Origin of the sequence: Halofilum ochraceum (assembly GCF_001614315.2) — a bacterium.
Classification (GTDB): domain Bacteria; phylum Pseudomonadota; class Gammaproteobacteria; order XJ16; family Halofilaceae; genus Halofilum; species Halofilum ochraceum.
In genome coordinates, this window is record NZ_LVEG02000004.1 from 24,657 (window position 1) to 46,507 (window position 21,851).

Annotated in this window: 18 protein-coding genes; 12 read left to right on the forward strand and 6 right to left on the reverse strand. The window is 66.5% G+C overall.

Annotated features, from left to right (window positions below; translation table 11 throughout):
- The first annotated feature begins 11 nt into the window (after positions 1 to 11).
- From A0W70_RS04265 to A0W70_RS04290, 7 genes are all read left to right on the forward strand, one after another.
- A complete protein-coding gene (locus A0W70_RS04265; protein WP_070988363.1) occupies positions 12 to 1,130 on the forward strand; it encodes a glycosyltransferase in 1,119 nt (372 codons plus the stop codon).
- Positions 1,127 to 2,239: a glycosyltransferase gene (locus tag A0W70_RS16400; protein ID WP_075109832.1), complete on the forward strand. Its 1,113-nt coding sequence runs from the start codon at positions 1,127 to 1,129 to the stop codon at positions 2,237 to 2,239. The genes A0W70_RS04265 and A0W70_RS16400 overlap by 4 nt, the downstream gene beginning before the upstream one ends.
- A complete protein-coding gene (locus A0W70_RS04270) occupies positions 2,236 to 3,123 on the forward strand; it encodes a sulfotransferase family protein (protein ID WP_067560812.1) in 888 nt (295 codons plus the stop codon). The genes A0W70_RS16400 and A0W70_RS04270 overlap by 4 nt, the downstream gene beginning before the upstream one ends.
- The gene (locus A0W70_RS04275; protein ID WP_067560814.1) at positions 3,120 to 4,259 is read left to right on the forward strand and encodes a glycosyltransferase; all 1,140 of its coding nucleotides are present in this window, start codon (positions 3,120 to 3,122) and stop codon (positions 4,257 to 4,259) included. The genes A0W70_RS04270 and A0W70_RS04275 overlap by 4 nt, the downstream gene beginning before the upstream one ends.
- Positions 4,253 to 4,912: a sulfotransferase family 2 domain-containing protein gene (locus tag A0W70_RS04280; protein WP_067560817.1), complete on the forward strand. Its 660-nt coding sequence runs from the start codon at positions 4,253 to 4,255 to the stop codon at positions 4,910 to 4,912. Before A0W70_RS04275 ends, A0W70_RS04280 begins: the two co-directional genes overlap by 7 nt.
- Positions 4,913 to 5,156: 244 nt before the next feature.
- Complete coding sequence (gene hldE / locus A0W70_RS04285) at positions 5,157 to 6,605, forward strand: bifunctional D-glycero-beta-D-manno-heptose-7-phosphate kinase/D-glycero-beta-D-manno-heptose 1-phosphate adenylyltransferase HldE (RefSeq protein WP_067560819.1); 1,449 nt, start codon at positions 5,157 to 5,159, stop codon at positions 6,603 to 6,605.
- Positions 6,606 to 6,679: 74 nt separating this feature from the next.
- The gene (locus A0W70_RS04290; RefSeq protein ID WP_067560821.1) at positions 6,680 to 7,417 is read left to right on the forward strand and encodes a lipopolysaccharide kinase InaA family protein; all 738 of its coding nucleotides are present in this window, start codon (positions 6,680 to 6,682) and stop codon (positions 7,415 to 7,417) included.
- Here A0W70_RS04290 and A0W70_RS04295 read toward each other — a convergent pair.
- Positions 7,396 to 8,463: a glycosyltransferase family 9 protein gene (locus A0W70_RS04295; RefSeq protein WP_139150720.1), complete on the reverse strand. Its 1,068-nt coding sequence runs from the start codon at positions 8,461 to 8,463 to the stop codon at positions 7,396 to 7,398. The genes A0W70_RS04290 and A0W70_RS04295 overlap by 22 nt on opposite strands.
- A gap of 165 nt (positions 8,464 to 8,628) precedes the next feature.
- Between A0W70_RS04295 and A0W70_RS04300 the strand changes: the two genes are divergently transcribed.
- Positions 8,629 to 9,387 (forward strand): 3-deoxy-D-manno-octulosonic acid kinase, encoded by a 759-nt coding sequence (locus A0W70_RS04300; protein WP_067560826.1) that lies wholly within the window; start codon positions 8,629 to 8,631, stop codon positions 9,385 to 9,387.
- A gap of 151 nt (positions 9,388 to 9,538) precedes the next feature.
- On the opposite strand, the gene A0W70_RS04305 is transcribed toward A0W70_RS04300, so the two are convergent.
- From A0W70_RS04305 to A0W70_RS04325, 5 genes are all read right to left on the reverse strand, one after another.
- On the reverse strand, positions 9,539 to 10,816 hold the full coding sequence (locus A0W70_RS04305) for a 3-deoxy-D-manno-octulosonic acid transferase (protein ID WP_067560828.1): 1,278 nt from the start codon (positions 10,814 to 10,816) through the stop codon (positions 9,539 to 9,541).
- A complete protein-coding gene (locus A0W70_RS04310) occupies positions 10,813 to 11,760 on the reverse strand; it encodes a lysophospholipid acyltransferase family protein (protein WP_067560830.1) in 948 nt (315 codons plus the stop codon). Before A0W70_RS04310 ends, A0W70_RS04305 begins: the two co-directional genes overlap by 4 nt.
- Positions 11,757 to 12,320: an isochorismatase family protein gene (locus A0W70_RS04315; RefSeq protein WP_067560832.1), complete on the reverse strand. Its 564-nt coding sequence runs from the start codon at positions 12,318 to 12,320 to the stop codon at positions 11,757 to 11,759. The genes A0W70_RS04310 and A0W70_RS04315 overlap by 4 nt, the downstream gene beginning before the upstream one ends.
- Positions 12,321 to 12,363: 43 nt before the next feature.
- Entirely contained in the window at positions 12,364 to 13,716 is a 1,353-nt protein-coding gene (locus tag A0W70_RS04320; protein WP_067560834.1) for a TolC family outer membrane protein, read from the reverse strand.
- 199 nt (positions 13,717 to 13,915) lie between these two features.
- Entirely contained in the window at positions 13,916 to 14,584 is a 669-nt protein-coding gene (locus A0W70_RS04325) for a protein-L-isoaspartate O-methyltransferase family protein (protein ID WP_342670070.1), read from the reverse strand.
- A 149-nt stretch (positions 14,585 to 14,733) separates the two neighbouring features.
- On the opposite strand from A0W70_RS04325, the gene A0W70_RS04330 reads away from it, so the two are divergent.
- From A0W70_RS04330 to thiC, 4 genes are all read left to right on the forward strand, one after another.
- Positions 14,734 to 15,384, forward strand: a complete 651-nt coding sequence (locus A0W70_RS04330; protein WP_067560837.1) for a TetR/AcrR family transcriptional regulator — start codon at positions 14,734 to 14,736, stop codon at positions 15,382 to 15,384.
- Positions 15,381 to 16,508 (forward strand): efflux RND transporter periplasmic adaptor subunit, encoded by a 1,128-nt coding sequence (locus A0W70_RS04335; RefSeq protein WP_067560839.1) that lies wholly within the window; start codon positions 15,381 to 15,383, stop codon positions 16,506 to 16,508. The genes A0W70_RS04330 and A0W70_RS04335 overlap by 4 nt, the downstream gene beginning before the upstream one ends.
- A 21-nt stretch (positions 16,509 to 16,529) precedes the next feature.
- Complete coding sequence (locus A0W70_RS04340; RefSeq protein ID WP_067560841.1) at positions 16,530 to 19,622, forward strand: efflux RND transporter permease subunit; 3,093 nt, start codon at positions 16,530 to 16,532, stop codon at positions 19,620 to 19,622.
- Between the two features lie 254 nt (positions 19,623 to 19,876).
- Entirely contained in the window at positions 19,877 to 21,763 is a 1,887-nt protein-coding gene (gene thiC, locus A0W70_RS04345; RefSeq protein ID WP_067560844.1) for a phosphomethylpyrimidine synthase ThiC, read from the forward strand.
- Positions 21,764 to 21,851: the final 88 nt, after the last annotated feature.

A 21,851-nucleotide genomic window follows, 5' to 3' on the forward strand; every position in this document is an offset into this window, starting at 1 on the left:
GGAGTTTGTTCATGAAGGTCGCCTTCGTGGCGCCGATGAAGTCTTACGGCGGAATAGAACGCACGCTGATGACGCTCGTGCGCGAGTTCCGCAGGCGCGATGTGACTGTGATACTCGCAATGCTTCGGGACAGTCAGACACCGTATCCGGAGGAATTGCCGAGCGATGTCGCCGTGTATGATCTCGACACCCGGTCAAAACTCGACGGAATCGGAAAGGTTGCCACGTTCCTGAGAGATCAGCAGCCCGACGCGGTTATAACTGCCAAGGATCATGGTGCTCAGGTCACGTTGCTCGCGCGCATGATCTATCACCTGGAAGTGCCCGTGTATGTCACGGTGACCAATATGTGGAGCCTCGTTATTTCCCGCCGGGTTCAGCGACTTTTCGTGCGCTGGCTCTACCCGAAGGCCGACGGGATTATCGCGGTCTCCCAAGGAGTGAAACGGGATTTGTGCCACCATTTCGGGATTCCGGAACATCTCGTGCAGGTGATCTACAATCCAGTCGAAACGGCCGGCGAATCAGGTGACGTCGCTACGGTTGTATCGACGGCCCCGAATGCGCCGTACGAGGAAGCCGATCGCGTTCCGGTAATCCTTGGGATTGGTCGTCTGGAACCGCAAAAGGACTTCGCGCTCCTCGTACGCGCCTTTGCCCGTCTCCGCGCACAACGCCGCTGCCGGTTGCTTATCCTCGGAGAAGGTTCTCAGCGCTCCGTCCTTGAATCGCTCGCTGCCGAACTCGGCGTCGCCGATGACGTTGACCTCCCCGGCCAAGTTTCAAGCGCTATTCCCTATCTTCGGGGGGCAGCTCTGTTCGCACTTTCTTCCCGCTGGGAGGGGTTCGGCATCGTTCTCGCCGAGGCGCTGGCCGCGGGGACGCCGGTGGTCGCGACCGATTGCCCGAGCGGTCCGGCGGAAATTCTGGAAGCGGGGCGTTTCGGCCCACTCGTGCCGGTGGGCGATGTCGCGGCGTTCGCGGAGGCGATGGCGCAGGTACTGGATGCGCCGCCGGATAGCGAAGTCTTGATGCGTGCTGCCGATCGTTTTGCGCCGAGCCGGGTGGCCGACGCCTACCTCGCGGCTCTCGGGATAGGGTCGCGAGCCTCCGTGAGGATACGGCCATGAAACGGATTGCTCTATTGTTTGTTACGTCGGGGCACAGCGGTGTGGATCGTGTACTTGCCAACCTCCTGCCGGAATTGGCCAACGCGGGTTGCGAATTCGATCTGCTGACGGTGGCCGGACACGGTCCCTATATCGATATCCTTCCCGACAATGTGACCCATCGACCTCTGCGGGCAGCCCATCGGGGTACGGTTCTGTTTCCGTTGATCGCGTATCTTCGATGCGAACGGCCGGCAGCACTGATCACGGCGAGTCATAAGCTGAACCGAGCAGCACTGCTGGCGCGGATAATCAGTCGCGTGCCGATGAGAGTAACAATCCGTATGGGCATGTCCGTTACGGGGCTCGCGGCATCGATGAGGCCACATCAAAGCCGTCGACTGTTTCGCTCCATGCGTCGCTGGTACCCGTACGCCGACGCCGCAATCGTGCCATCAGAAGGCGTCGCCCGTGATTTGCTGGACTATGCCGGGGTATCGCCGGAGCGTCTGCACGTGATCCCGAATCCGATCGTCAACGAGCACCTTGATCATGCCGCAACGGAACCTCTGGATGATCCCTGGTTTGCACCGGACGCACCGCCTGTGATTCTGGGCGTCGGATCGTTGGAACCGCGCAAAGACTTCGCAACCCTCGTGCGGGCCTTCGGGCTTCTCCGAAGGACTCGCGTTCTGCGCCTGGTCATCCTGGGTCAGGGCGGGGAACGTGGAAGGCTTGAGGCACTTGCACGTGAGTTGGGAGTCAGCGAAGACATGCGTCTTCCGGGCTTTGAGAGCAACCCGTATCGCTGGATGCGAAGAGCCGCAGTATTCGTGCTCTGTTCACGGCGTGAGGGGTCGGGAGCTGTGCTCGTCGAAGCGCTGGCATGCGGTACCCCGGCTGTCGCAACCGACTGTCCGACGGGCCCTGGCGACATTCTTCAGCATGGACGCATTGGTCCGGTTATACCAGTCGGCGACGAACAAAAACTGACCACCGCCATCGAACAGATGCTCGATCAGCCACCGCCAGCGGAAACACTGCGGGCGGCGGTCGAATCGTTCGACGCGCGCGCTTCCGCGCGGCGCTACCTTCAGGTCATGGGTTGCCCTTCAGGAGATGGGATATGACGACCGGTCGCCCGCCCATAATCATAATCGGCATGCATCGCTCGGGAACCAGCCTTTTGACGCGCGTATTGGGGCAGGCCGGCCTGTTCATGGGGCGGGGCGCAAGTCGGAACGAGGAGGCTGGGTTCACCAATGCCGTCAATGCCTGGCTGTTACACCAGGCCTCCGCAACCTGGGATCGTCCGGAGTCGGTCGATTGGCTGCTCGAGGACGAGTCATTGCGACCGTGGTTGACCGATTATTTGGGCGGAATCGTCCGGGGACCGGCCTCGGTTCGTTTTCTCGGTGCGCGCCGCTGGCTGCGTTATCGGGGACTCGACCAGGTTGCTGAGCCGTGGGGCTGGAAGGACCCGCGCAATACCTGCACGCTGCCGCTCTGGCTGGACCTGTTTCCTGAGGCGCGCGTCCTTCATATAGTGCGCCACGGTGTCGATGTTGCCGAGAGCCTGCGGGTACGGCGAGAGCGCGAGGTAGGTCGGCGCACGCGCCGGTACGAGCGACACCGTAACCTGTATTGCTGGAATCCGTTTGCGCCCAAGCGCCGCGGTTTCGGCCCCCAGGCGCGCTGCGCCACGCTCGACGGGGCCTTCGATCTATGGGAGTACTACGTTGCGCGTGCCCGAGAGCATACTACGGTCCTTGGATCTCGCGCGCTCGAAGTCCAATACGAGTCGGTATTGCTGAATCCGCGTGACGAGCTCTCCCGCGTACTGAGTTTCTGCGGGGTCGAACTGAGTGCGGATCAGATCAACGAGATCGGCGCACGGGTCGATCCATCGCGTGCCTATGCGTTTCGCCGCAATCGAGCCACGAGTGCCTTCGCGGACGAGGTCGCGTCGCGGCTGGAACGCCTTGGATACCATTCGGCGCCGGGGAGCGCATGAAATCGTCGCGCTTTGTTCCCCCGACGGATGTTGCCGTGCTGGTGTCCTACTCCGGTGATGGCGGCGTCGAACGAATGATCAACAACCTTGTACAGGGGTTGCTCGATGCCGGGTGCGTCGTGGACGTAATCGTGTTGAGAAATGAGGGCGGTCACATTTATGCGCTCCCGGCGGGCGCGAACGTCGTTCGTTTAGGTACGCGCCATGCGGTGTTCGCCCTGCCTGGGCTTGTGCTCTACCTGCGGCGGGCGCGCCCGCGTGCGTTGCTCGCGGCGAAGGACCGTGCCGGGCGTGTGGCCATCCGGGCACGGCGCTTGGCCGGCGTGCCGACGCGGATCGTCGTGCGCATTGGTAATACCCTTTCACAATCGCTCGCAGGCCGGAGCCGACTGCGCAGGATGCTGCGCTATGGCCCGATTCGTCGACTGTATCCACTCGCTGACGCGATTGTGGCGGTCTCCCAAGGCGTGGCCGACGACGTGGTGGCGACCAGCGGTGTCGATCGGGCGCGGGTTGCAGTGTTGCCCAATCCCGTTATTACGCGCGAACTGGATGAACGCGCGCGCGAATCCGTAGACCATCCTTGGCTCTGTGAGGGCGCGGCGCCGGTGATCCTGAGCGTCGGCCGCCTTACGCGGCAGAAGGATTTCCCCACCCTGCTGAAGGCCTTTGCTCGGGTCCGTCGGCAACGCGAAGCGCGTCTGCTTATCCTTGGCGAGGGGGAAGACCGGCGGGCACTGGAACGCCTGGCGGACGAACTCGGCATCGCCGATGCGCTGGATCTGGCCGGGTTCGCCGCCAACCCGTACGCATACATGGTCCGAGCCGACCTGTTCGTGCTTTCGTCCGCCTGGGAAGGCTCGCCCAACGCGCTGACCGAGGCGATGCATCTCGGCGTGCCAGTGGTCGCGACCGACTGCCGCAGTGGCCCGCGCGAGGTGCTGGATGGCGGACGTATCGCCCCGTTGGTACCGGTCGGCGACTTCGAGGCGATGGCCGCGGCTATCGTCGCCACGCTCGACGCGCCGCCGGACGGCGCTACACTGCGCGTCGCTGTCGCCGGATACACCCGCGAGCGCAGCACCGCGCGTTATCTCGAAGTCCTCGGCATCGAACCGCCGAAGTCGCCATGCTGATCTCGCATCCCCACAACTTCCTGTTCGTGCACATCGCAAAGACGGGGGGCACGAGTGTACGGCGGGCGCTGCGTCCTTATCGATGGTCCGGTCGCTACGCGCCGGCACTGTTTTTCGCGAGCATGATGAGCCAGATGACTTGTCCGCGGCACCGCTTGGGCGTCAAGTTCCCGCGGCATGCCAAGTGCATCGCGGCGAAGGAGATGATCCCGGCCGAAGTGTTTGATTCGATGTTCAAGTTCGTGTTCGTGCGCAATCCGTGGGATCTGCAGGTCAGTTCGTGGCATCACATCGGGCGCGAGAAACCGCACGTGCTGGAGGGTGTGAAGACGTTCCCGGAATTCCTGCGCCGCAAGTTCGATCCGGAACGGCCGTACGACTACATGCTCGACATCTCGCGCGAATTGCAGTCGGACTACATCGTAGATTTACACGGGAACACGATCGTCGATTTCATCGGCCGCTACGAAAACCTGCAGACCGACTTCGACACCGCCTGCGACCGCATCGGTATCCCGCGCATACAACTACCGCATGAACGCCGCGCGGTCGACCGCGACGACTACCGCCGATACTATGACGACGAATCCCGCGAACTGGTCGCCCGACACTACGCGCCCGATATCGAGCGACTCGGATATACGTTCGATTGAGGTTGTTTTCTGGAACCACGAATGAACACGAATGGACACGAATGGACACGAATGGCTCGCGGGGGTCAGACCGCTTTGGGGAGCTTCGCTGATGTGTGGGTCCCGCATTACACGCGAATCGGAACCAAAGCCTGTCAGCGAAGCTCCCGGAAGGCCGATGATGCACGAGAACCATTCGTGTTCATTCGTGGTTCTAACAGCAGTTTCGCAGTGGTTCGCGTAACCCCGGAGTGAGCGTCCGCCAATGATCCCCGATCAACAATCCCTGTCCACCGCCCGGGTGCTGCTCGTCGGCGATGTAATGCTGGACCGGTACTGGGCCGGCGGGACGAAGCGGATTTCGCCCGAGGCGCCGGTGCCGGTGGTGGACGTCAATGACTTCCGGGCGTTGCCGGGCGGCGCGGCGAACGTGGCGTTGAACGTGGCCACGCTGGGCGCGCGGGCGACGCTGATCGGGATGGTCGGGGCGGACGAGGCGGCGGATGTGCTGCGCGCCGGGCTGGAATCCGCCGGGGTCGCGCACGATCTGGTCATCGTTCCCGGCTCGCCGACGATCACCAAGATGCGGGTCCTGAGCCGCAATCAACACCTGATGCGGCTCGATATCGAGGATGGCTTCACCACGGTGGATCACGCGCCGTTGCTTGATCGCGTGCGCGCGCGCGTGACCGAGGCTGATGTCGTGGTGATCTCCGATTACGCCAAAGGCACGCTGGGATCCGCCGTCCGTGACGTCATCGCGATCGCCCGGGACGCCGGCTGCCGGGTCCTGGTCGACCCCAAGGGCGATGATTTCGAGCGCTACCGTGGCGCCCACCTGATCACCCCGAATCGCGGCGAGTTCGAGCGTGTCGTGGGGCCGTGCGCGGATGTCGAGACGCTGGAGGCGCGAGCACGTGAACTGGTGGGGGGCCTCGGGCTCGAAGCGCTGCTGGTGACGCGCAGCGAGGAGGGACTGAGTCTCATCGCGTCTGATGAGCGCGGGCTGCACATCCCCGCGCATCGCCTCGAGGTGTTCGACGTGACCGGCGCCGGCGACACGGTCATCGGCGTCATCGCGGCCGCCACCGCCGCGGGCGTCGCGCTGGCGGATGCCGTGCGGCTGGCGAACCACGCGGCGGCGATCGTGGTCTCGCGGCTCGGTGCGAGCCAGGTCACCTACGATGAGCTCCGCCACGCCGTCGAGACCGTCGACCGCCCCGGCGACCGGCGCATCGTCGATGCGGCCGGGCTGGTCACCGAGGTCGAGGCGGCGCGCGGACGCGGTGAGCGCGTGGTCATGACCAACGGCTGTTTCGATCTGCTCCACGTCGGTCACCTGCAATCGTTGCGGGCCATGCGTGCGCTCGGCGATCGACTGGTCGTCGCGGTCAATGACGACGCGTCGGTTGCCCGCCTCAAGGGTCCGGAGCGGCCGGTGACGCCGCTCGCGGACCGGATGGCGATGCTGGTGGCGCTCGACTGCGTCGATCTCGTCGCGCCGTTCTCCGAGGATACCCCCGCGGAGTTGATCGCCCGGGTCCGCCCGGATGTGCTGGCCAAGGGTGGGGACTACGAGCCCGAGTCGATTGCCGGTTATGACGCCGTGACCGCCTACGGGGGGAAGGTCCGTGTCGTCGATTTTGCAGCAGGTTACTCGACCACCGATCTGATTGCCCGGATCGCGGCGGAACGGTCTGCCCATTGGTCGTAAACCGCCAGGAACTGGGATCACGGCGCCTCCGGCGGCCCGTGCAGAGTACTGAACGACGGCGTGCGGGATAACACATGTTCTATCTCAAGGGCGAGCGCCCCGTCGGTCCGGCCCGCTTTGAGGGGGGACGCCTCCGGGGGGAGATAGTGCTGGATTACAATTCTCCAGCATTGCGCTGCGTGCTCGCCGATCCACTCGCGTTCACTCATTCGGACGCGGTCACGGTACTCAAGGACAACGCCCGTTCACGGGTCGTGCATGGTCGCATCGACGGGCGCGACGTGGTGGTCAAGCAAAGCCACGCCAAGACGGCGTCGAAGGCGTTCAAACGCGCTTTCCTGCCGAGCCGGGCGGCACGCGGCTGGTATGCGGCCCATACCGTCGAAGCGTTCGGGGTGCCGACCGCGAGCGCGATCGCGTATGTCGACGCCCGGCACGGCCCGTTCCGCGGTCGGTCTTGGTTGATTTCGGAGTGGGTGTCCGGCCAGGACGCACGCACCTGTCTGACGGCTCCGGACATCGACCCGGGTGAGCGTACCCGGCTGATCAAGGCGATCGTGGATATTTATGCGCGTCTGCATCGTGCGCGGATTACCCACGGTGACAACCGGCCTGAAAACTTCATGATTCATGAGGGCCGGCCCGTGTTGATCGATCTCGACGTGACCGTGCGCCATCCGCCCTGGTCGCTCGTCTTTCGGCGTTATGCGCGGCGCGATGTACGGCAACTCGTCGAGCGCTGGCACAAAGAGCTTTCGATCGCCGAGGAGTTCCGGCGCGCGTTTCGGGATTACGGACTTGAGGGGGCCTGATGGTTGGCCAGGAGCGCATCGAGGCGGGCCGTGACATCGTCAACGCTGATCCGCTGCATCGCGGCGGGGTCACGCACCCGCCGCCCCCAGCGCGTGTCTTCCGGGTGTAGCCCCGTCTCCGCGGCCAATGCCTCGGGGTAGCGGTCGACGACCCATTCGCGCCAGCGATACGGGCCCGTGCGCCAGGGATTCGAGGTGGCGTACAGCCCGATGACCGGCGTTCCCGCCGCCGCCGCGATGTGCAGCGGTCCGGTGTCCGGCGCGATTGCGAGGTCCGCGCGTCCCAGAACCGCGAGCAGTTCCTTCGGCCGGGTGGCGCCGACCAGGTCGATCACCGGATGCTGTGCGCGGGACGCGATCGCAGTGGCCATCGCGCGTTCCGCGGGGGCGGGGCCGCCGGTCAGGACCGTGCGCAGGCCATGTGCGGTCGCGGCGTAATCGGCGACGGCCGCGTAGCGCTCCGCCGACCAGTTGCGCCAGTTGTTCACGCGCGCGCTCGTGCAGGCGTTGATCGCAAGATAGCGTTCGCCGTCCGGTAAGTGCCTTCGGGCGAAATCCGCCGCGTCCTCCGGTACCGGGATATCCCAGCGCAGTTCGCGTTCCTCGATTCCCAGGGCACGGAGGAAATCGAAGAAACCGTCGAGCACGTGCACACGCGGGTTGTCCTCGATCCGCCGGTTCACGAACAGCCCATGGCCGTCCCGCGAACGGGCGCGGTCGAAACCGATCCGCAGGGGCGCGCGCACGAGCCGGCCCGCGATATTCGCTCGCAGTGCGACCTGCATCTGCAGCAGCACGTCGAACCGGCGGCCGCGCAGTTGGCGATACAGGTCCCGGTACGACGCGAAACCGCGGCCCTTGTCGAAGACGATGAACTCGACACCCGGCAGGTCGCCGACGAGCTCGGCCTCGAGCCGGCCGATGATCCACGTCAGGCGCGTCTCCGGCCAGGCCTTCTGCAGGGTGCGCACGACCGGCACGGCATGGGTTACGTCGCCCAGTGCAGACAGGCGCAGCAGACACAGGCTTGAAGGCGGCGTTTCCATCGGTGATCGGCCAGCGGGATGAGGGCGCCGATTCTCGGCCATCGGCGGCCCGCTTGAAAGTCCGGCCGCGCTTTGGGGTCGCATCGTGGCAACGCCTGCCGCAGACTCGCGGGCCATGAACGAAGCGTCCACACGAATCGCCGGTCCGCCCCGGGAGAACTGCCGGTGAACGATACCGAGGGAAACCAGACCTGCAACCTGCGGCTGGAGGTCCGGGGCGGCACGTTCGTCGTCTGGCCCGACAACGGCCCGCGCCCCGACGACGCCTGGTTCGATCCGGCCGCGCTGGCCGCGGCGGGGCATACGGGGGCCAGCGGCACGGCCGGGCGCGGCGCCACCGTCCTGTTCGAGGCCAATGGTCGTCGCCTCGTCCTGCGCCACTACCGCCGTGGCGGTCTCATCCGGCATCTGAGTGACGATCTCTATGTGCGCACGGGGCTGCGCAATAGTCGCCCCTGGCGTGAACTCGCGCTGCTTACGCGCCTGTATGCGGGTGGTATGCCGGTACCGGCGCCGGTCGCCGCGCGCATCGCACCGACCGGCCCGCTGTCGCCCTGGTATCGTGGCGATCTGGTGACCGGGTATCTGCCCGGTACCCGTACGCTGGCCGAGGCCCTGACTCAGGGGCCGCTGGACGTGGCCACCTGGCCGGAGATCGGCTTCACGATCGCCCGCTTCCATGCACTCGCCGTCGATCACGCGGACCTGAATGCGCACAACGTGCTGCTCGATGACGCGGGGAAGGTCTATCTGATTGATTTCGATCGCGCCCGCCTGCGGCTGCGGCCACGCGGGCGCTGGAGCCATGGCAACCTGGCGCGTCTGCATCGCTCGCTCGGCAAGCTGCGGGCGGGGGATCCGGACTTCGGCTTTGGTGAGGGCGAGTGGCAGCGGCTGCTGGCGGGGTATCGGTCGGCGGGGTGAATGATGGCAGCACCGCGTCGCTCTGCGGCGGGATTTCGGTCCCGGGACGGTGGCGGGCGTTGATCGCGAGCGAGCTCGCTCCTACATGAATCCTGCCACCCGGTTGCAGCTTTATCTGTAGGAGCGAGCTTGCTCGCGATTGCTCTCTGGATTATCCGCGGCCCGACTGAGCGGTACCGCGTTCCGGATCGGACAATTCCGGCACGGCCCTGAGCAGGGCACGCAGATAGCGTTCGCCCATATCCGCTTCGCGTTCCATCAGTTCCCGCCCGGCCGCGCCCATCCGCTGGAGCTCGTCCGGCGCCGCCAGCAGTCCGGTGACGGCCGCGATGACCTCCGACGCATCGGCCCGGCGCAGCAACGCGCCCGCCGCCTCGAGCCGCTCCGTTTCATCGGCGAAGTTGAACATGTGCGGGCCGGTCACGATGGGCCGTCCGGCACGCGCGGGTTCAAGCACGTTCTGGCCGCCGCGGGGAATCAGCGAACCGCCCATTATGACCGCCTCGGCCCCGGCGATCAGTCCGGTGAGCTCGCCCAGCGTATCGGCCAGATAGATTGAGCCGGGCGTACCCGCGGGCTCGCCCTGGCTCCGGCGCCGTACCTCGAAGCTCTCGGCACGCAGGGCCGACGCGATGTCGGCGCCGCGGTCCGGGTGCCGTGGCGCGATCACCAGCAGATGCTCACCGGAACCCGCCTCGGCCCAGGCGCGGGCGAGCTGCAGTTCCTCGTCCTCGTGGGTGGATGCGGCGAGCACGAACGGGGCGCCCGGCTCGATGGCCGTGGCCGGCGCGCCACCCGGCGCGGCGAACTTCAGGTTGCCGACGACCTCCAGCCGGTCCGGATCGACCCCGAGATCCCGGAAACGGTCGCGATCCGTGTCCGAGCGCGCCAGCACCTGGCGGATGCGCCGCAGGCACCACGCGGCGGTGTGGCGCCACCACGCGGGGGCCTCGAGTGTCCGTGGCGACAGGCGGCCATTGACCAGCGCGATCGGGACCGCCTGGTCTTCGAGCGCCCCGAACAGATGTGGCCAGAGTTCGGTTTCGAGGATCAGCGCGGCCCGCGGGCGCGTGCGCTCAAGAAACCGGCGCACGGGGCCGGGACGGTCCACCGGCAGGTAGGCGACGGCCGCCCCGGCAGGGGCCTGGGCGCGGGCCCGCGTCTGACCGGTCGGTGTGGCCGTCGAAATCAGCAGCGGGCCGATCCCGTGGTCGTCGAGTTCGCGCAACAACGGCGCCGCGGCCGCGACTTCCCCGACCGATGCGCAGTGAATCCACACGGCGCCGTCGGTGCGGGTGCCGGTATAGCCGTAGCGCCCGTACAGATAGGCGGCACCCCCGTCGCGTGCGGTGCGCACCAGCGTATAGCCGGCGAGCGGGAGGGCGAGGCCCAGGCTCGCCAGGCGGTAGCGCAGCGGGGGGCGGCTCATCGGTACGGACTCGGGTCGCCCTTGCGCACCGGCTTAAAGCGGCGGTGGGACCACAGGTACTGCTCGGGCGCGGCGCGGACATGGGCCTCGATGGTGTCATTGACCCGTTGTGTCGCCGCCTCGATATCCTTGCCGGGGAATTCGGCCAATGGTGGCTCGAGCCGCAGTTCGTAGCGGCCGTCCGGCAGTCGCACCGGGTGATACGGCACCACCGCGGCACCGCTGATCCGGGCCAGTTTCGCCGTCGCCGTGTTGGTCTGGGCCGGTTGCCCGAAGAATCGGGCCTGGATCCCGGCCCCATGCTTCGCGACCTGATCGGGGCCGTGCCAGACGATCTCGTTGTCGGCCAGTGCGCGCAGGATCGTCCGGACTTCGGCATGGTGGATCTGGCGTTGGATGAAGCGCCCGCGCACGCGCTCGGTCATGGCGCGCATGACCGGGTTTTTGGGCGGTGCGTAGGTCGCCGTGAATGCGACCTCCATGCCGAGGATCTGTCCGGCGATGTCCGTGGTCAGGAAGTGCCCCTGCAGCAGGATGACGCCCCGGCCGCGTGCGAGCGCGGCATCCAGGTGTTCCCGCCCGACGATGGCGCCGAGGCGTTGCAGGCGGCGGGCCGGACCCCACCAGCCGTAGGCCATCTCGAACACGCTCTCGCCGAGCATCGCGAAATGGGCCCGGACCAGGCGCTCGCGCTCCCGATCATCGAGTTCCGGGAAGCAGAGTCGGAAATTGATCCGCGTAACCCGTCGACGCTCCCGGGACAGCGCATAGAGCAGGAGACCGATACCGCGCCCGATCGGCCGCTGGATCCGCAGCGGCAAATGGCCGATGACCCACAGCAGGCCGATGCCCAGCCAGCTTGGCCACCAGCGTGGCAAGGCCAGGGCCGCGCCGCTCGCGTGGTGTGGCTTGCGGGAGCCGCGTTTACGCCTGGCGGTGCTCACTGGATCAGCGAGGTGACGGCCCGGAAATGTTCATGGCGTGCATCGCGCAGCCACTCGAACAGGCAGGACTCGCGGTTGGTGACCGTAATGCCGCCATGACCGAGTCGCCCGAGCGCGTTGTCGCGATGGGTCGGCGAGCGTGAGCAGACACCGTCGGAGACCACGAAGGGCGTGTACCCCAGTGCGTCGAGCCGGGCGGCCGTCTGCAGGACGCAGACATGGGCCTCCATGCCGCACACGACCACCTGATTCCGCCCCGTCATGTCCAGGGCGTCGCGCACGCCGTCCGCGTCAGCCGAAGAGAAGGCCGTCTTGTCGACCGTCACGCTCGCGTCGGGCAACACCGTGGCGACCTCCGGGACGGTGTCGCCCAGGCCTTTGGGGTACTGGCGAGTGACGATAACGGGGAGGTCGAGGATGTCCGCGGCCCGGGCCAGCAGCACGGCCGTCGCCCGGGTGTCGGCCCAGGCGTCGGCGGGCATGGCGGCCCCGAGGCGGGTCTGCATGTCCACGATCAGCAGGACCGAATCCTCGGCATCGAGCAGCATGGGGCGTGTCATGGCGTGGCTCGTTCCTCCCAGCACGGGTGCCGCGGCGGCTGAATCAGCCTGCGTTGTCGCCTTCCTCGGCCTCCTGAAGCCAGGCGTTCACCGCCCGCACGTCCTCCACCGTCAGCGTGCCGGCGGCCTGTTTCAGCCGCAGCCGGTTGAGGATGTAATTGTACCGCGCGTCGGCATAATCGCGTTGGGCGCCGTAGAGATCGCGCAGGGCCGAGAGGACGTCGACCGCCGTGCGCGTACCGACCCGGAAGCCGGCGCGCTCGGCCTCGACCGCCGCCTCATTCGATTCCACCGCCTGCGCGAGGGCCTCCACCTGGCTGATGGCCGAGGAGAGGCCGCGGAATGCGTCGCGTGTGCTCTGACTCGCCCCGCGGCGCGCCTCGACCATGCGCGATTGCGCGGCCTGGAACAGCGAGCGCGACTGATCGGTCCGCGAGCTGGTCGCGCCGCCGGCAAACAGATTCCAGCTCAGTTCCACGCCGATCGAGTCGGTGGTCGAATCCAGCGACTGCCCCTGCGATCCCACACCATCCACGGAGGAATCGGAGTCACTGCGCCGGGCGTAGAGATCGACCTCCGGATAATGCCCCGCGCGGGCCTGCTGAATATCCTCACGCGCGACCTCGGCGTTGGCCCGGGCTGCCAGAAAATTCGGGTTCTGCTCGAGTGCGCGCTCGACCCAGGCCTCGACATTGTTCGGTTCCGGGCGGGTCAGCGGCAGGTCATCCGAAACGATATCCAGCCGGCCGGGCGGGCGGTCGATCACCGTGCGCAGTGCCTCGCGGGCGTTCTGGAGCGCGTTCTCCGCCTCGATCTCCCGCGAGACCGCCAGATCGTAACTGGCCTGCGCGGATTTCACGTCGGTGATCGGGATCAGGCCCACTTCGAAGCGCTGCTGAGCCTGTTCGAGCTGGCGTGCGATCGCTTCCTTCTCCGCTCTGGCGAAGCGGACACCGTCGCGCGCGCTCAGCACCTCGAAATAGGCCTCGGATACCCGCAGGATCAGGTCCTGTTTCGCCGCGGCCAGATTCGCCTCGGCCCGTCCGATCCGGGCATCGGCCCGATCCAGTCCCGCGAACGCCGCCCAGTCGAACAGCGGCTGGCGCAGCTCGATCTGGTACTGCTCGCGGGTGTAATCACTCTCCACCCGGCCGCTGTCTTCGGTGTTGTCGGAATACCCGGCCGAGGCGTTGATCTGTGGCAGCAGTGCCGCGCGGGCCTGGGGCCGGGCCTCCAGCTCGGCTTCGTATTCGGATTCGGCGGCGGCGAACGTGGGGTCGTTGCGCAACGCCATTTCGTAGATGGAGACGAGGTCTGCCGCGTGCAGCGCCGTGGCCGGCAACAGGCCGAGCGCGACCGCGCAGGCGGTGGTTCGCAGAGGGCGATCAAAAAACATCGATACGGTACTCCGTGGGGCCTTCCGGGCGGTATTCACGAGTCACGATGGCCATCCCGGGCGGGCCGCCGACGTGGCATCCGCCGCCCCGCCAACGGTCGCTACGCGGACCATGGTCGCGGCGCGGCGCATCCGCTCAGGCCGGCGCGCACTGGATGGGATCATGCTGACGCGCAAAGACTCCCGGCTGCGGCGATGTTCAGAATTCGAAACGTCGGGGCCGGCTGGTGTTCTCCAGCGGCGCGATCCACGTCTCGAACAGGCTCTCGACCGACCATTCCTCGTCGCCCACGCGGGTGATCTGTATCGCCTCCATCACCGGCTGGCTGGTGTCGCCGATAATCGCGAACAGCCGGCCACCCGGCGTCAGGGCCTGGCGGTAGGCATCGGGTACGGCCGGCACGGACCCGGTCAGGGCGATCGCGTCGAACCGATGACCGCCATTCCAGCCCGCCGCGGCGTCGCCGGTTGCCAGGGTGACGTTATCGATGTCCAGTTCGCGCAGACGCTCCCGCGCGGATGCAGTGAACTCCTCGTGGATGTCCACTGATTCCACCGAATGCACCATGCCGGCGAGGCAGGCCGTGACATAGCCGCTGCCGGTGCCGATCTCGAGCACGTTTTCGTCCCCGGTCAGTTCCAGCGCCTGCAGCAGGCGTCCTTCCACGACCGGTGGCATCATCGTGTGACCATGGCCCAACGGTATGCGGGTATCGGAGTAGGCGAGCCGGCGGTAATCCGGTGGCACGAAGCGTTCACGCGGGAGGGCGCCGAGCGTGCGCAGCACGGACGGGTCGAGCACGGACCACGGCCGGATCTGCTGCTCGATCATGTTGTAGCGCGCGCGCTCGAAGTTCATTTCGTCCATGCCCGTGTCCCCTATACCGTCAGCCCGCCGAGGGTACGGTCTTTGCGTGAGACCGGCAAGGCGCGCCCCGCCGGGGTTTTGCGCTTGCCGATCAGCTGGCGTAAACTGCGCCGCTGACCGATCGGTCGGTCAGCCGGAGTATAGATCACATGCCGCAGTCGCCGCAAAACCAGTCCGCCGGTCGGGACGAAATCCTCCGCGCGGCGACCGACCTGTTCGCCGAGTCCGGGTTCGATGCCGTTTCGATGAATTCGATCGCCGTGCGCGCGGGCACGAGCAAGGCCAACGTGTTCCATCACTTCGGCAGCAAGGACGCGCTGTACCTGGCGGTCATGCGCGATGCCTGCGGCCGGTTTGAAACCTCGATCGACGCATTCGAGGGGGAGCGCAGTGATTTCGGGCAGCGGCTGGCGGATTTCGTGCGCGCGGACCTGGCGACCATGGCAGCGCAGTCGGATTACTCTCATCTGATCCTGCGCGAGATCCTCGACAGCGGACCGCGCCGCGGTCAGGCGCTCGCCACGGAGGTCTTCGACGATGCATTCGGCCGCATCGTGGCCGTGCTGGAGCGAGGGCAGGCCCGCGGCGAGATCGCGGGCGATGTGCCGCCGGCCCTGGCGGCGTCGATGCTGCTCGCCTGTAATGTGTTCATGTTCCAGTCGCAGCATGTACTGAAACACCTGCCGGGCGTTGATTTCGTCGACGATCCGGCGCGTTATGCGGCGCTGGTCGGTCGCGTACTGTTTGACGGTCTGCGCCCGCGGGAGCACGGGGGCGACGGGGAAGGGGATAACGAATGAAGAAGCGCATGTTCTTCACCCTGCTGGGGTGCCTGATCATCTTCGGGGGCGTGTTCGGCTATAAGGCGTGGGTGGCGCGCATGACCGAGCAGGCGATGTCGAACCAACCGGCCCCGGTGCACACCGTCAGTGCCACGGAGGCCGCGGTGACGACCTGGAAGCCGGTCATCAGCGCCGTGGGATCGCTCACCGCCGTGCGCGGCGTCGACATCACCGCCGAGATCGACGGGCGGGTGACCGCGGTCGAGGTGGACGACGGTGCCGTCGTCGAGGAAGGGCAGGTGCTGGTTGAGCTGGATGCCGACGGTCTGCGCGCCGAGCTGCGCGGTGCCCAGGCCGAGGCCCGGCTCGCCGAGCTTGAGCTCGAGCGCCAGCGGCGCCTGCGGCAGCAGAACGCCAACTCCGAGTCGGACGTGGACCGCGCCCAGAGCCAGCTGGAACAGGCCCGTGCGCGCGTCGATGCGGTTCGGGCCTCGCTCGACAAGAAGACGATCCGGGCGCCGTTCGCGGGCCGCATCGGCATCATCAACGTCGATCGGGGTCAGTACCTCGATATCGGTGCGGGCGTGGTCACGTTGCAGACGCTCGATCCGATCAACGTCGATTTCAACGTGCCGCAGCAGGAACTCTCGCGTATCGAGGCGGGGCAGCCCGTCCGCGCGCGGGTCGATGCCTGGGGCAACGAGACCTTTACCGGGCAGATCACCGCGATCAGTCCGAAGGTGGAGCAGTCGACACGCAATGTCGCGGTCCGCGCCCGCATCGGCAACCCGGAGGGCCGGTTGCGTCCCGGCATGTTCGTGCAGACCGCCGTGCAGTTGCCGCAGGAATCCGACGTCGTGACGCTCCCGCAGACGGCGATCACCTATAACCCGTACGGCGATTCCGTTTTCCTCGTCAACGAGACGCAGACCGAAGGCGGCGAGACGCAGCTGACTGTCGAGCGCAAGTTCGTGCAGACCGGTGCGAGTCGCGGCGACCAGGTGCAGGTCACGCAGGGTGTGGAGCCCGGCCAGCGGGTCGTCACCAGTGGCCAGATCAAGCTGCGCAACGGATCGAAGGTGAAGATCGACAACACGCCCGAGCCGACGAACGATCCGTCGCCCGAGCTCGGTAACCAGTAGGCCGGCGGTCGAGGTCACTCCATGTACTTTACCGACATCTTCATCCGCCGGCCGGTCCTCGCCACGGTCATCAGCCTGCTGATCGTGCTCGTGGGCGTGCGCTCGTATCTCGGCCTGACCGTGCGCGAATATCCGCAGGCCGAGAACGCCTCTATCACCATCCAGACGGTCTACACCGGCGCCAACGCGGACCTGGTCAAGGGATTCATCACGACCCCGCTGGAGACCGAGATCGCCACCGCTCAGGGGATCGACTACATCGAGTCGACGAGTGTGCAGGGCGTGTCGATCATCACGGCCAATCTCGAACTCAACTACAACCCGTATGACGCGCTGACCCAGATCACGTCCAAGGTGAACCAGGTCCGCAGCGACCTGCCGCAGGAAGCCCAGGCGCCGACGCTGGACCTGCAGGTCGGCGAGTCGACCTCGCTCATGTACATGAGCTTCTTCTCCGACGTGCTGGAGAACAACCAGATCACCGATTACCTGGTGCGCGTCGTGCAACCGAAGCTGAACACCGTCGCGGGTGTGCAGCAGGCGCGGATCATCGGTGCGCGCACATTCGCGATGCGCGTCTGGCTGCAGCCCGACAAAATGGCCTCGCTCGGCGTGACGGCCGCGCAGGTACGCCAGGTGCTCGAGGAGAACAACTTCCAGGCAGCGGTGGGCTCCACACGCGGGCAGATGATCACGGTCGATCTGACCGCGGACACCGACCTCAATTCGACCGAGGCGTTCCGCGACCTCGTCATCAAGCGGACCGAGGGCGCCACGATCCGCATGTCCGACGTGGCCGATATCGAACTCGGGGCCGAGAGCTACGACACCTCGGTGAACTTCAACGGCACGCCGGCGACGTTCATCGGCATCGATCCGGCGCCCGGCGCCAACGTGCTGGATGTCGCGGCGGGTGTGCGCGAGGCCTACGCCGATATCAAGTCGCAGCTGCCCACGGGGCTCGAGTCGGCGATCCCCTACGATGCGACCGAGGCGGTGCAGGAATCGATCAACGAGGTCGTCATGACCCTGATCGAGGCGATCGTGATCGTGATCGTGGTGATCTTCGCCTTCCTCGGCTCACTGCGCAGTGTCGCTATCCCGGTGATCGCCGTGCCACTGTCGATCGTCGGCACGGCATTCATCATGCTGACGCTCGGGTACTCCATTAACCTGCTGACCCTGCTGGCGATGGTGCTGGCGATCGGCCTCGTGGTGGACGACGCGATCATCGTCGTCGAGAACATCCATCGCCATATCGAGGAGGGCATGACGCCCTACGAGGCGGCGATCAAGGGTACGCGCGAGCTCGGCGGCCCCATCATCGCGATGACGATCACGCTGCTGGCCGTGTTCGCGCCGATCGGTTTCGTCGGCGGGCTCACCGGTACGCTGTTCTCCGAGTTCGCCTTCTCGCTCGCCGGCGCCGTGATTATCTCCGGCATCGTGGCGCTCACGCTGTCGCCGATGATGTGCTCTAAGATCCTCAAGGGGCACGGTAACGGTGAGCAGCGCGGACGCCTGGAGGCGTTTCTCGATCGCGTTTTCGACAAATTCCAGGGCGCCTATGAGCGGCGGCTGCACGGTGCGCTGAACACGCTGCCCGTGATCCTCGTCTTCGGCGCCGTCGTGCTGGTCAGCTGCGTGTTCCTGTTCACCAGCGCGAAGTCGCAACTGGCGCCCGACGAGGACCAGGGCTTCGTGCTGGTCAAGTCCGACGGTGCGCCCACCGCGTCGCTCGATCAGACCGAGCTGTTCACTTCGGAAATCACGGACATGGCGATGGACATGGACGCCGTGGCCCGTGTATTCCAGTTCAACGGCGTCGCCTTCGGCGGTCCGCCGAAGTCGAACACGGCCATTACCGGCATGGCGTTCGTGCCCTGGAGCGAGCGAGAGAAGACCTCGGGTGAACTCAAGAACGAGTTGCAGGCCAAGGCATCGCAGGTGCCGGGCATGGACTCGGTCGCGTTCGAGCCGCCGGTGCTGCCCGGTTCCAGCGGTGGCCTGCCGGTGCAGTTCGTGATCGGCACCACCGATGAGGCCCGCCAGCTCTACGACGTATCGCAGGAAATGCTGCGCAAGGCGCAGGAGTCGGGCCTGTTCGTGTTCGCCAGCTCGAACATGAACTACGACAAGCCGCGCGTGAGCATCCAGATCGACCGCGAGAAGGCCGCCGACCTCGGTATCACCATGGCCGAAATCGGCCGCGAGCTCGGCTCGATGATGAGCGGTGGTTTCGTCAACCGCTTCAGCATCCAGGGCCGCAGCTACAAGGTCACGCCGCAGGTCACGCGCATGGAGCGCCTGAATCCGGAGCAGCTGCAGGACTACCACATCCGTGCAAGCAACGGCGAACTGGTGCCGATGTCGACGCTGGTCACGCTGGAGCGGACCGTACAGCCCCAGGAACTGCGCCGCTTCCAGCAGTTGAACTCGGCCAAGATCGAGGGCGTGCCGCGCCCGGGTGTTTCGCTCGGCGAGGCCATCGGGTTCCTGCAGCAGGCCGCCGAGGAGACCCTGCCGCGCGGGTACACCGTCGACTACGCCGGCAGCTCGCGGCAGTACGTGCAGGAGGGCAGCGCGCTGGTCGTGACCTTCTTTATCGCGATCGCCGTGATCTTCCTGGTACTGGCGGCGCAGTTCGAGAGTTTCCGTGACCCGCTCATCATCCTCGTAACGGTGCCAATGGCGGTGGCCGGTGCGCTGATCTTCGTCACGCTCGGCGGTACACCGATGATCCCGTGGGACGCGTCGATCAACATCTACACCCAGGTCGGACTGGTTACGCTGATCGGCGTGATCTCCAAACACGGCATCCTGATCGTGCAGTTCGCGAATCAGCTGCAGCGCGAGGGTTATGACAAACGGACCGCCATCGAGCACGCCTCGGCGATTCGCCTGCGGCCGGTGCTCATGACCACGGCGGCGCTGGTGCTGGCGGTGGTCCCGCTGATCCTGGCGACCGGTGCCGGTGCCGGTGCCCGCTTCAACATGGGCCTGGTGATCGCCAGCGGCATGACGATCGGCACGCTGTTCACGCTGTTCGTGTTGCCAGGGGTCTACCTCGTGCTCGCCCGCGAGCATCAGGCCGAGGAGCCGGTCGAGGTCTGATTCCCCCCCGTTCGCCCGCGCCGGGTTACGGAGTGAACCCGGCGCGGGCGGTTGTGCCCCGCCCCTGCCTGGGTTAGCTTGCCGTCATCGGACCTGGGGGTACCCGCGAGCGCGGGTTGAGAGAGTCCCCTCGAACCTGATCCGGCGGCACGTCGCGCGTGCCCACCGGCGGAGGGAAGGTCCGGCAATCGGGTCGTGTGGACTGTGTCCATGCTCCGGTTCCTCCGCCGGTCCGCGTTTTCCCTGGAGGAACCATGAGTGCGAACCCGTCCGATGTCGCCAGCGCCGCCGAGCGCCTGTCGGCCGAAGTCACCCGACCTTTCCCCGCTTCCCGCAAAATTCACGTCACGGGTTCGCGTCCGGACCTGCGGGTGCCGCTGCGCGAGATCGAGTTGAGCCCCACGGAGACGGCGGACGGCCCGCGGGTGAATGCGCCGTTGCCGGTCTACGACACCTCCGGCCCCTACACCGATGCCGACGCGCGCATCGATCTCGCCGCCGGTCTGTCCCCCGTGCGGACCGCGTGGATCGAGGAACGCGGCGACACCGAGGTGCTCGACGATCTCACCTCCGAATACGGGCGCGAGCGCGCCAACGACCCGAAACTCGCCGGCGTGCGCTTCCCGGCGATCCCGAAACCGCGCCGTGCGAAGGCCGGCGCCAACGTCAGCCAGATGCACTACGCGCGCCGCGGCATCGTCACGCCGGAGATGGAGTACATCGCCCTCCGCGAGAACGCAAAGCGCGAGGCGGTGAGCGATCTCGACCTGCATGCCCGGCATCCGGGCGAGGCCTTTGGCGCTGATATCCGCGAGGAAATCACGCCCGAGTTCGTGCGTGAGGAAGTCGCCCGCGGGCGCGCCATCATCCCCGCGAACATCAATCATCCGGAACTCGAGCCGATGATCATCGGCCGCAACTTCCGCACGAAGGTGAACGCCAACATCGGCAACTCGGCGGTCACGTCCTCCGTCGCCGAAGAGGTCGAGAAGATGGTCTGGTCGGCGCGCTGGGGCGGCGACACGATCATGGACCTGTCGACCGGCAAGCATATCCACGAGACCCGCGAGTGGATCCTGCGCAACGCGCCGGTGCCGGTGGGCACCGTGCCGATCTACCAGGCACTGGAGAAGGTCGACGGCCGCCCCGAGAACCTCACCTGGGATGTTTTCCGCGACACGCTCATCGAGCAGGCCGAGCAGGGCGTCGACTACTTCACCATTCATGCCGGCGTGCGCCTGGCGCATATCCCGCTCACGGCGAATCGCGTCACGGGGATCGTCTCGCGCGGTGGCTCCATCATGGCGAAGTGGTGTCTCGCGCATCACACCGAGAGCTTCCTCTACACGCACTTCGCCGATATCTGCGCCATCATGCAGGCCTACGACGTCTCCTTCTCGCTCGGCGACGGCCTGCGCCCCGGCTCCATCGCGGACGCCAACGACCGCGCCCAGTTCGCCGAACTGGAGACGCTGGGCGAACTGACGAAGATCGCCTGGGATCACGATGTCCAGGTGATGATCGAGGGACCGGGCCATATCCCCATGCAGCTCATCAAGGAGAACATGGAGCGTGAACTCGCCGACTGCATGGAAGCGCCGTTCTACACGCTGGGTCCGCTGACCACCGATATCGCCCCCGGCTACGACCACATCACCTCGGCGATCGGCGCCGCCCAGATCGGCTGGTACGGCTGCGCCATGCTCTGCTACGTCACCCCGAAGGAACACCTTGGGCTGCCGAACCGCGACGATGTCCGCGAAGGGTTGGTTGCCTACCGCATCGCCGCCCACGCCGCCGATCTGGCCAAGGGCCATCCGGCCGCCCAGATCCGCGACAACGCGCTGTCCAAGGCGCGCTTCGAATTCCGCTGGCACGACCAGTTCAATCTCGGTCTCGACCCCGAGCGGGCGCGTGAGTACCACGACGCGACGCTGCCGCAGGAGGGGGCGAAGACCGCCCACTTCTGCTCCATGTGCGGCCCGAAATTCTGTTCCATGGAGATCACGCAGCAGCTGCGCGAATACGCGGCGGCCCGGGGGGAGGATGTCGAAGCCGCGGCCGCTCGCGGCATGGCGGAGATGTCGGATGAGTTCCGGGCCGGTGGCGGCGCGCTGTACCGGAGCGATTCACCGGACTGAGGCCGGTCGGCCGGTTTGATCAGGGCTTTCGTGGACGGCGGCCCGGGTGCGGGAGAGGCACCCGGGTGGCCCGTGGCCGGCGCCGCCG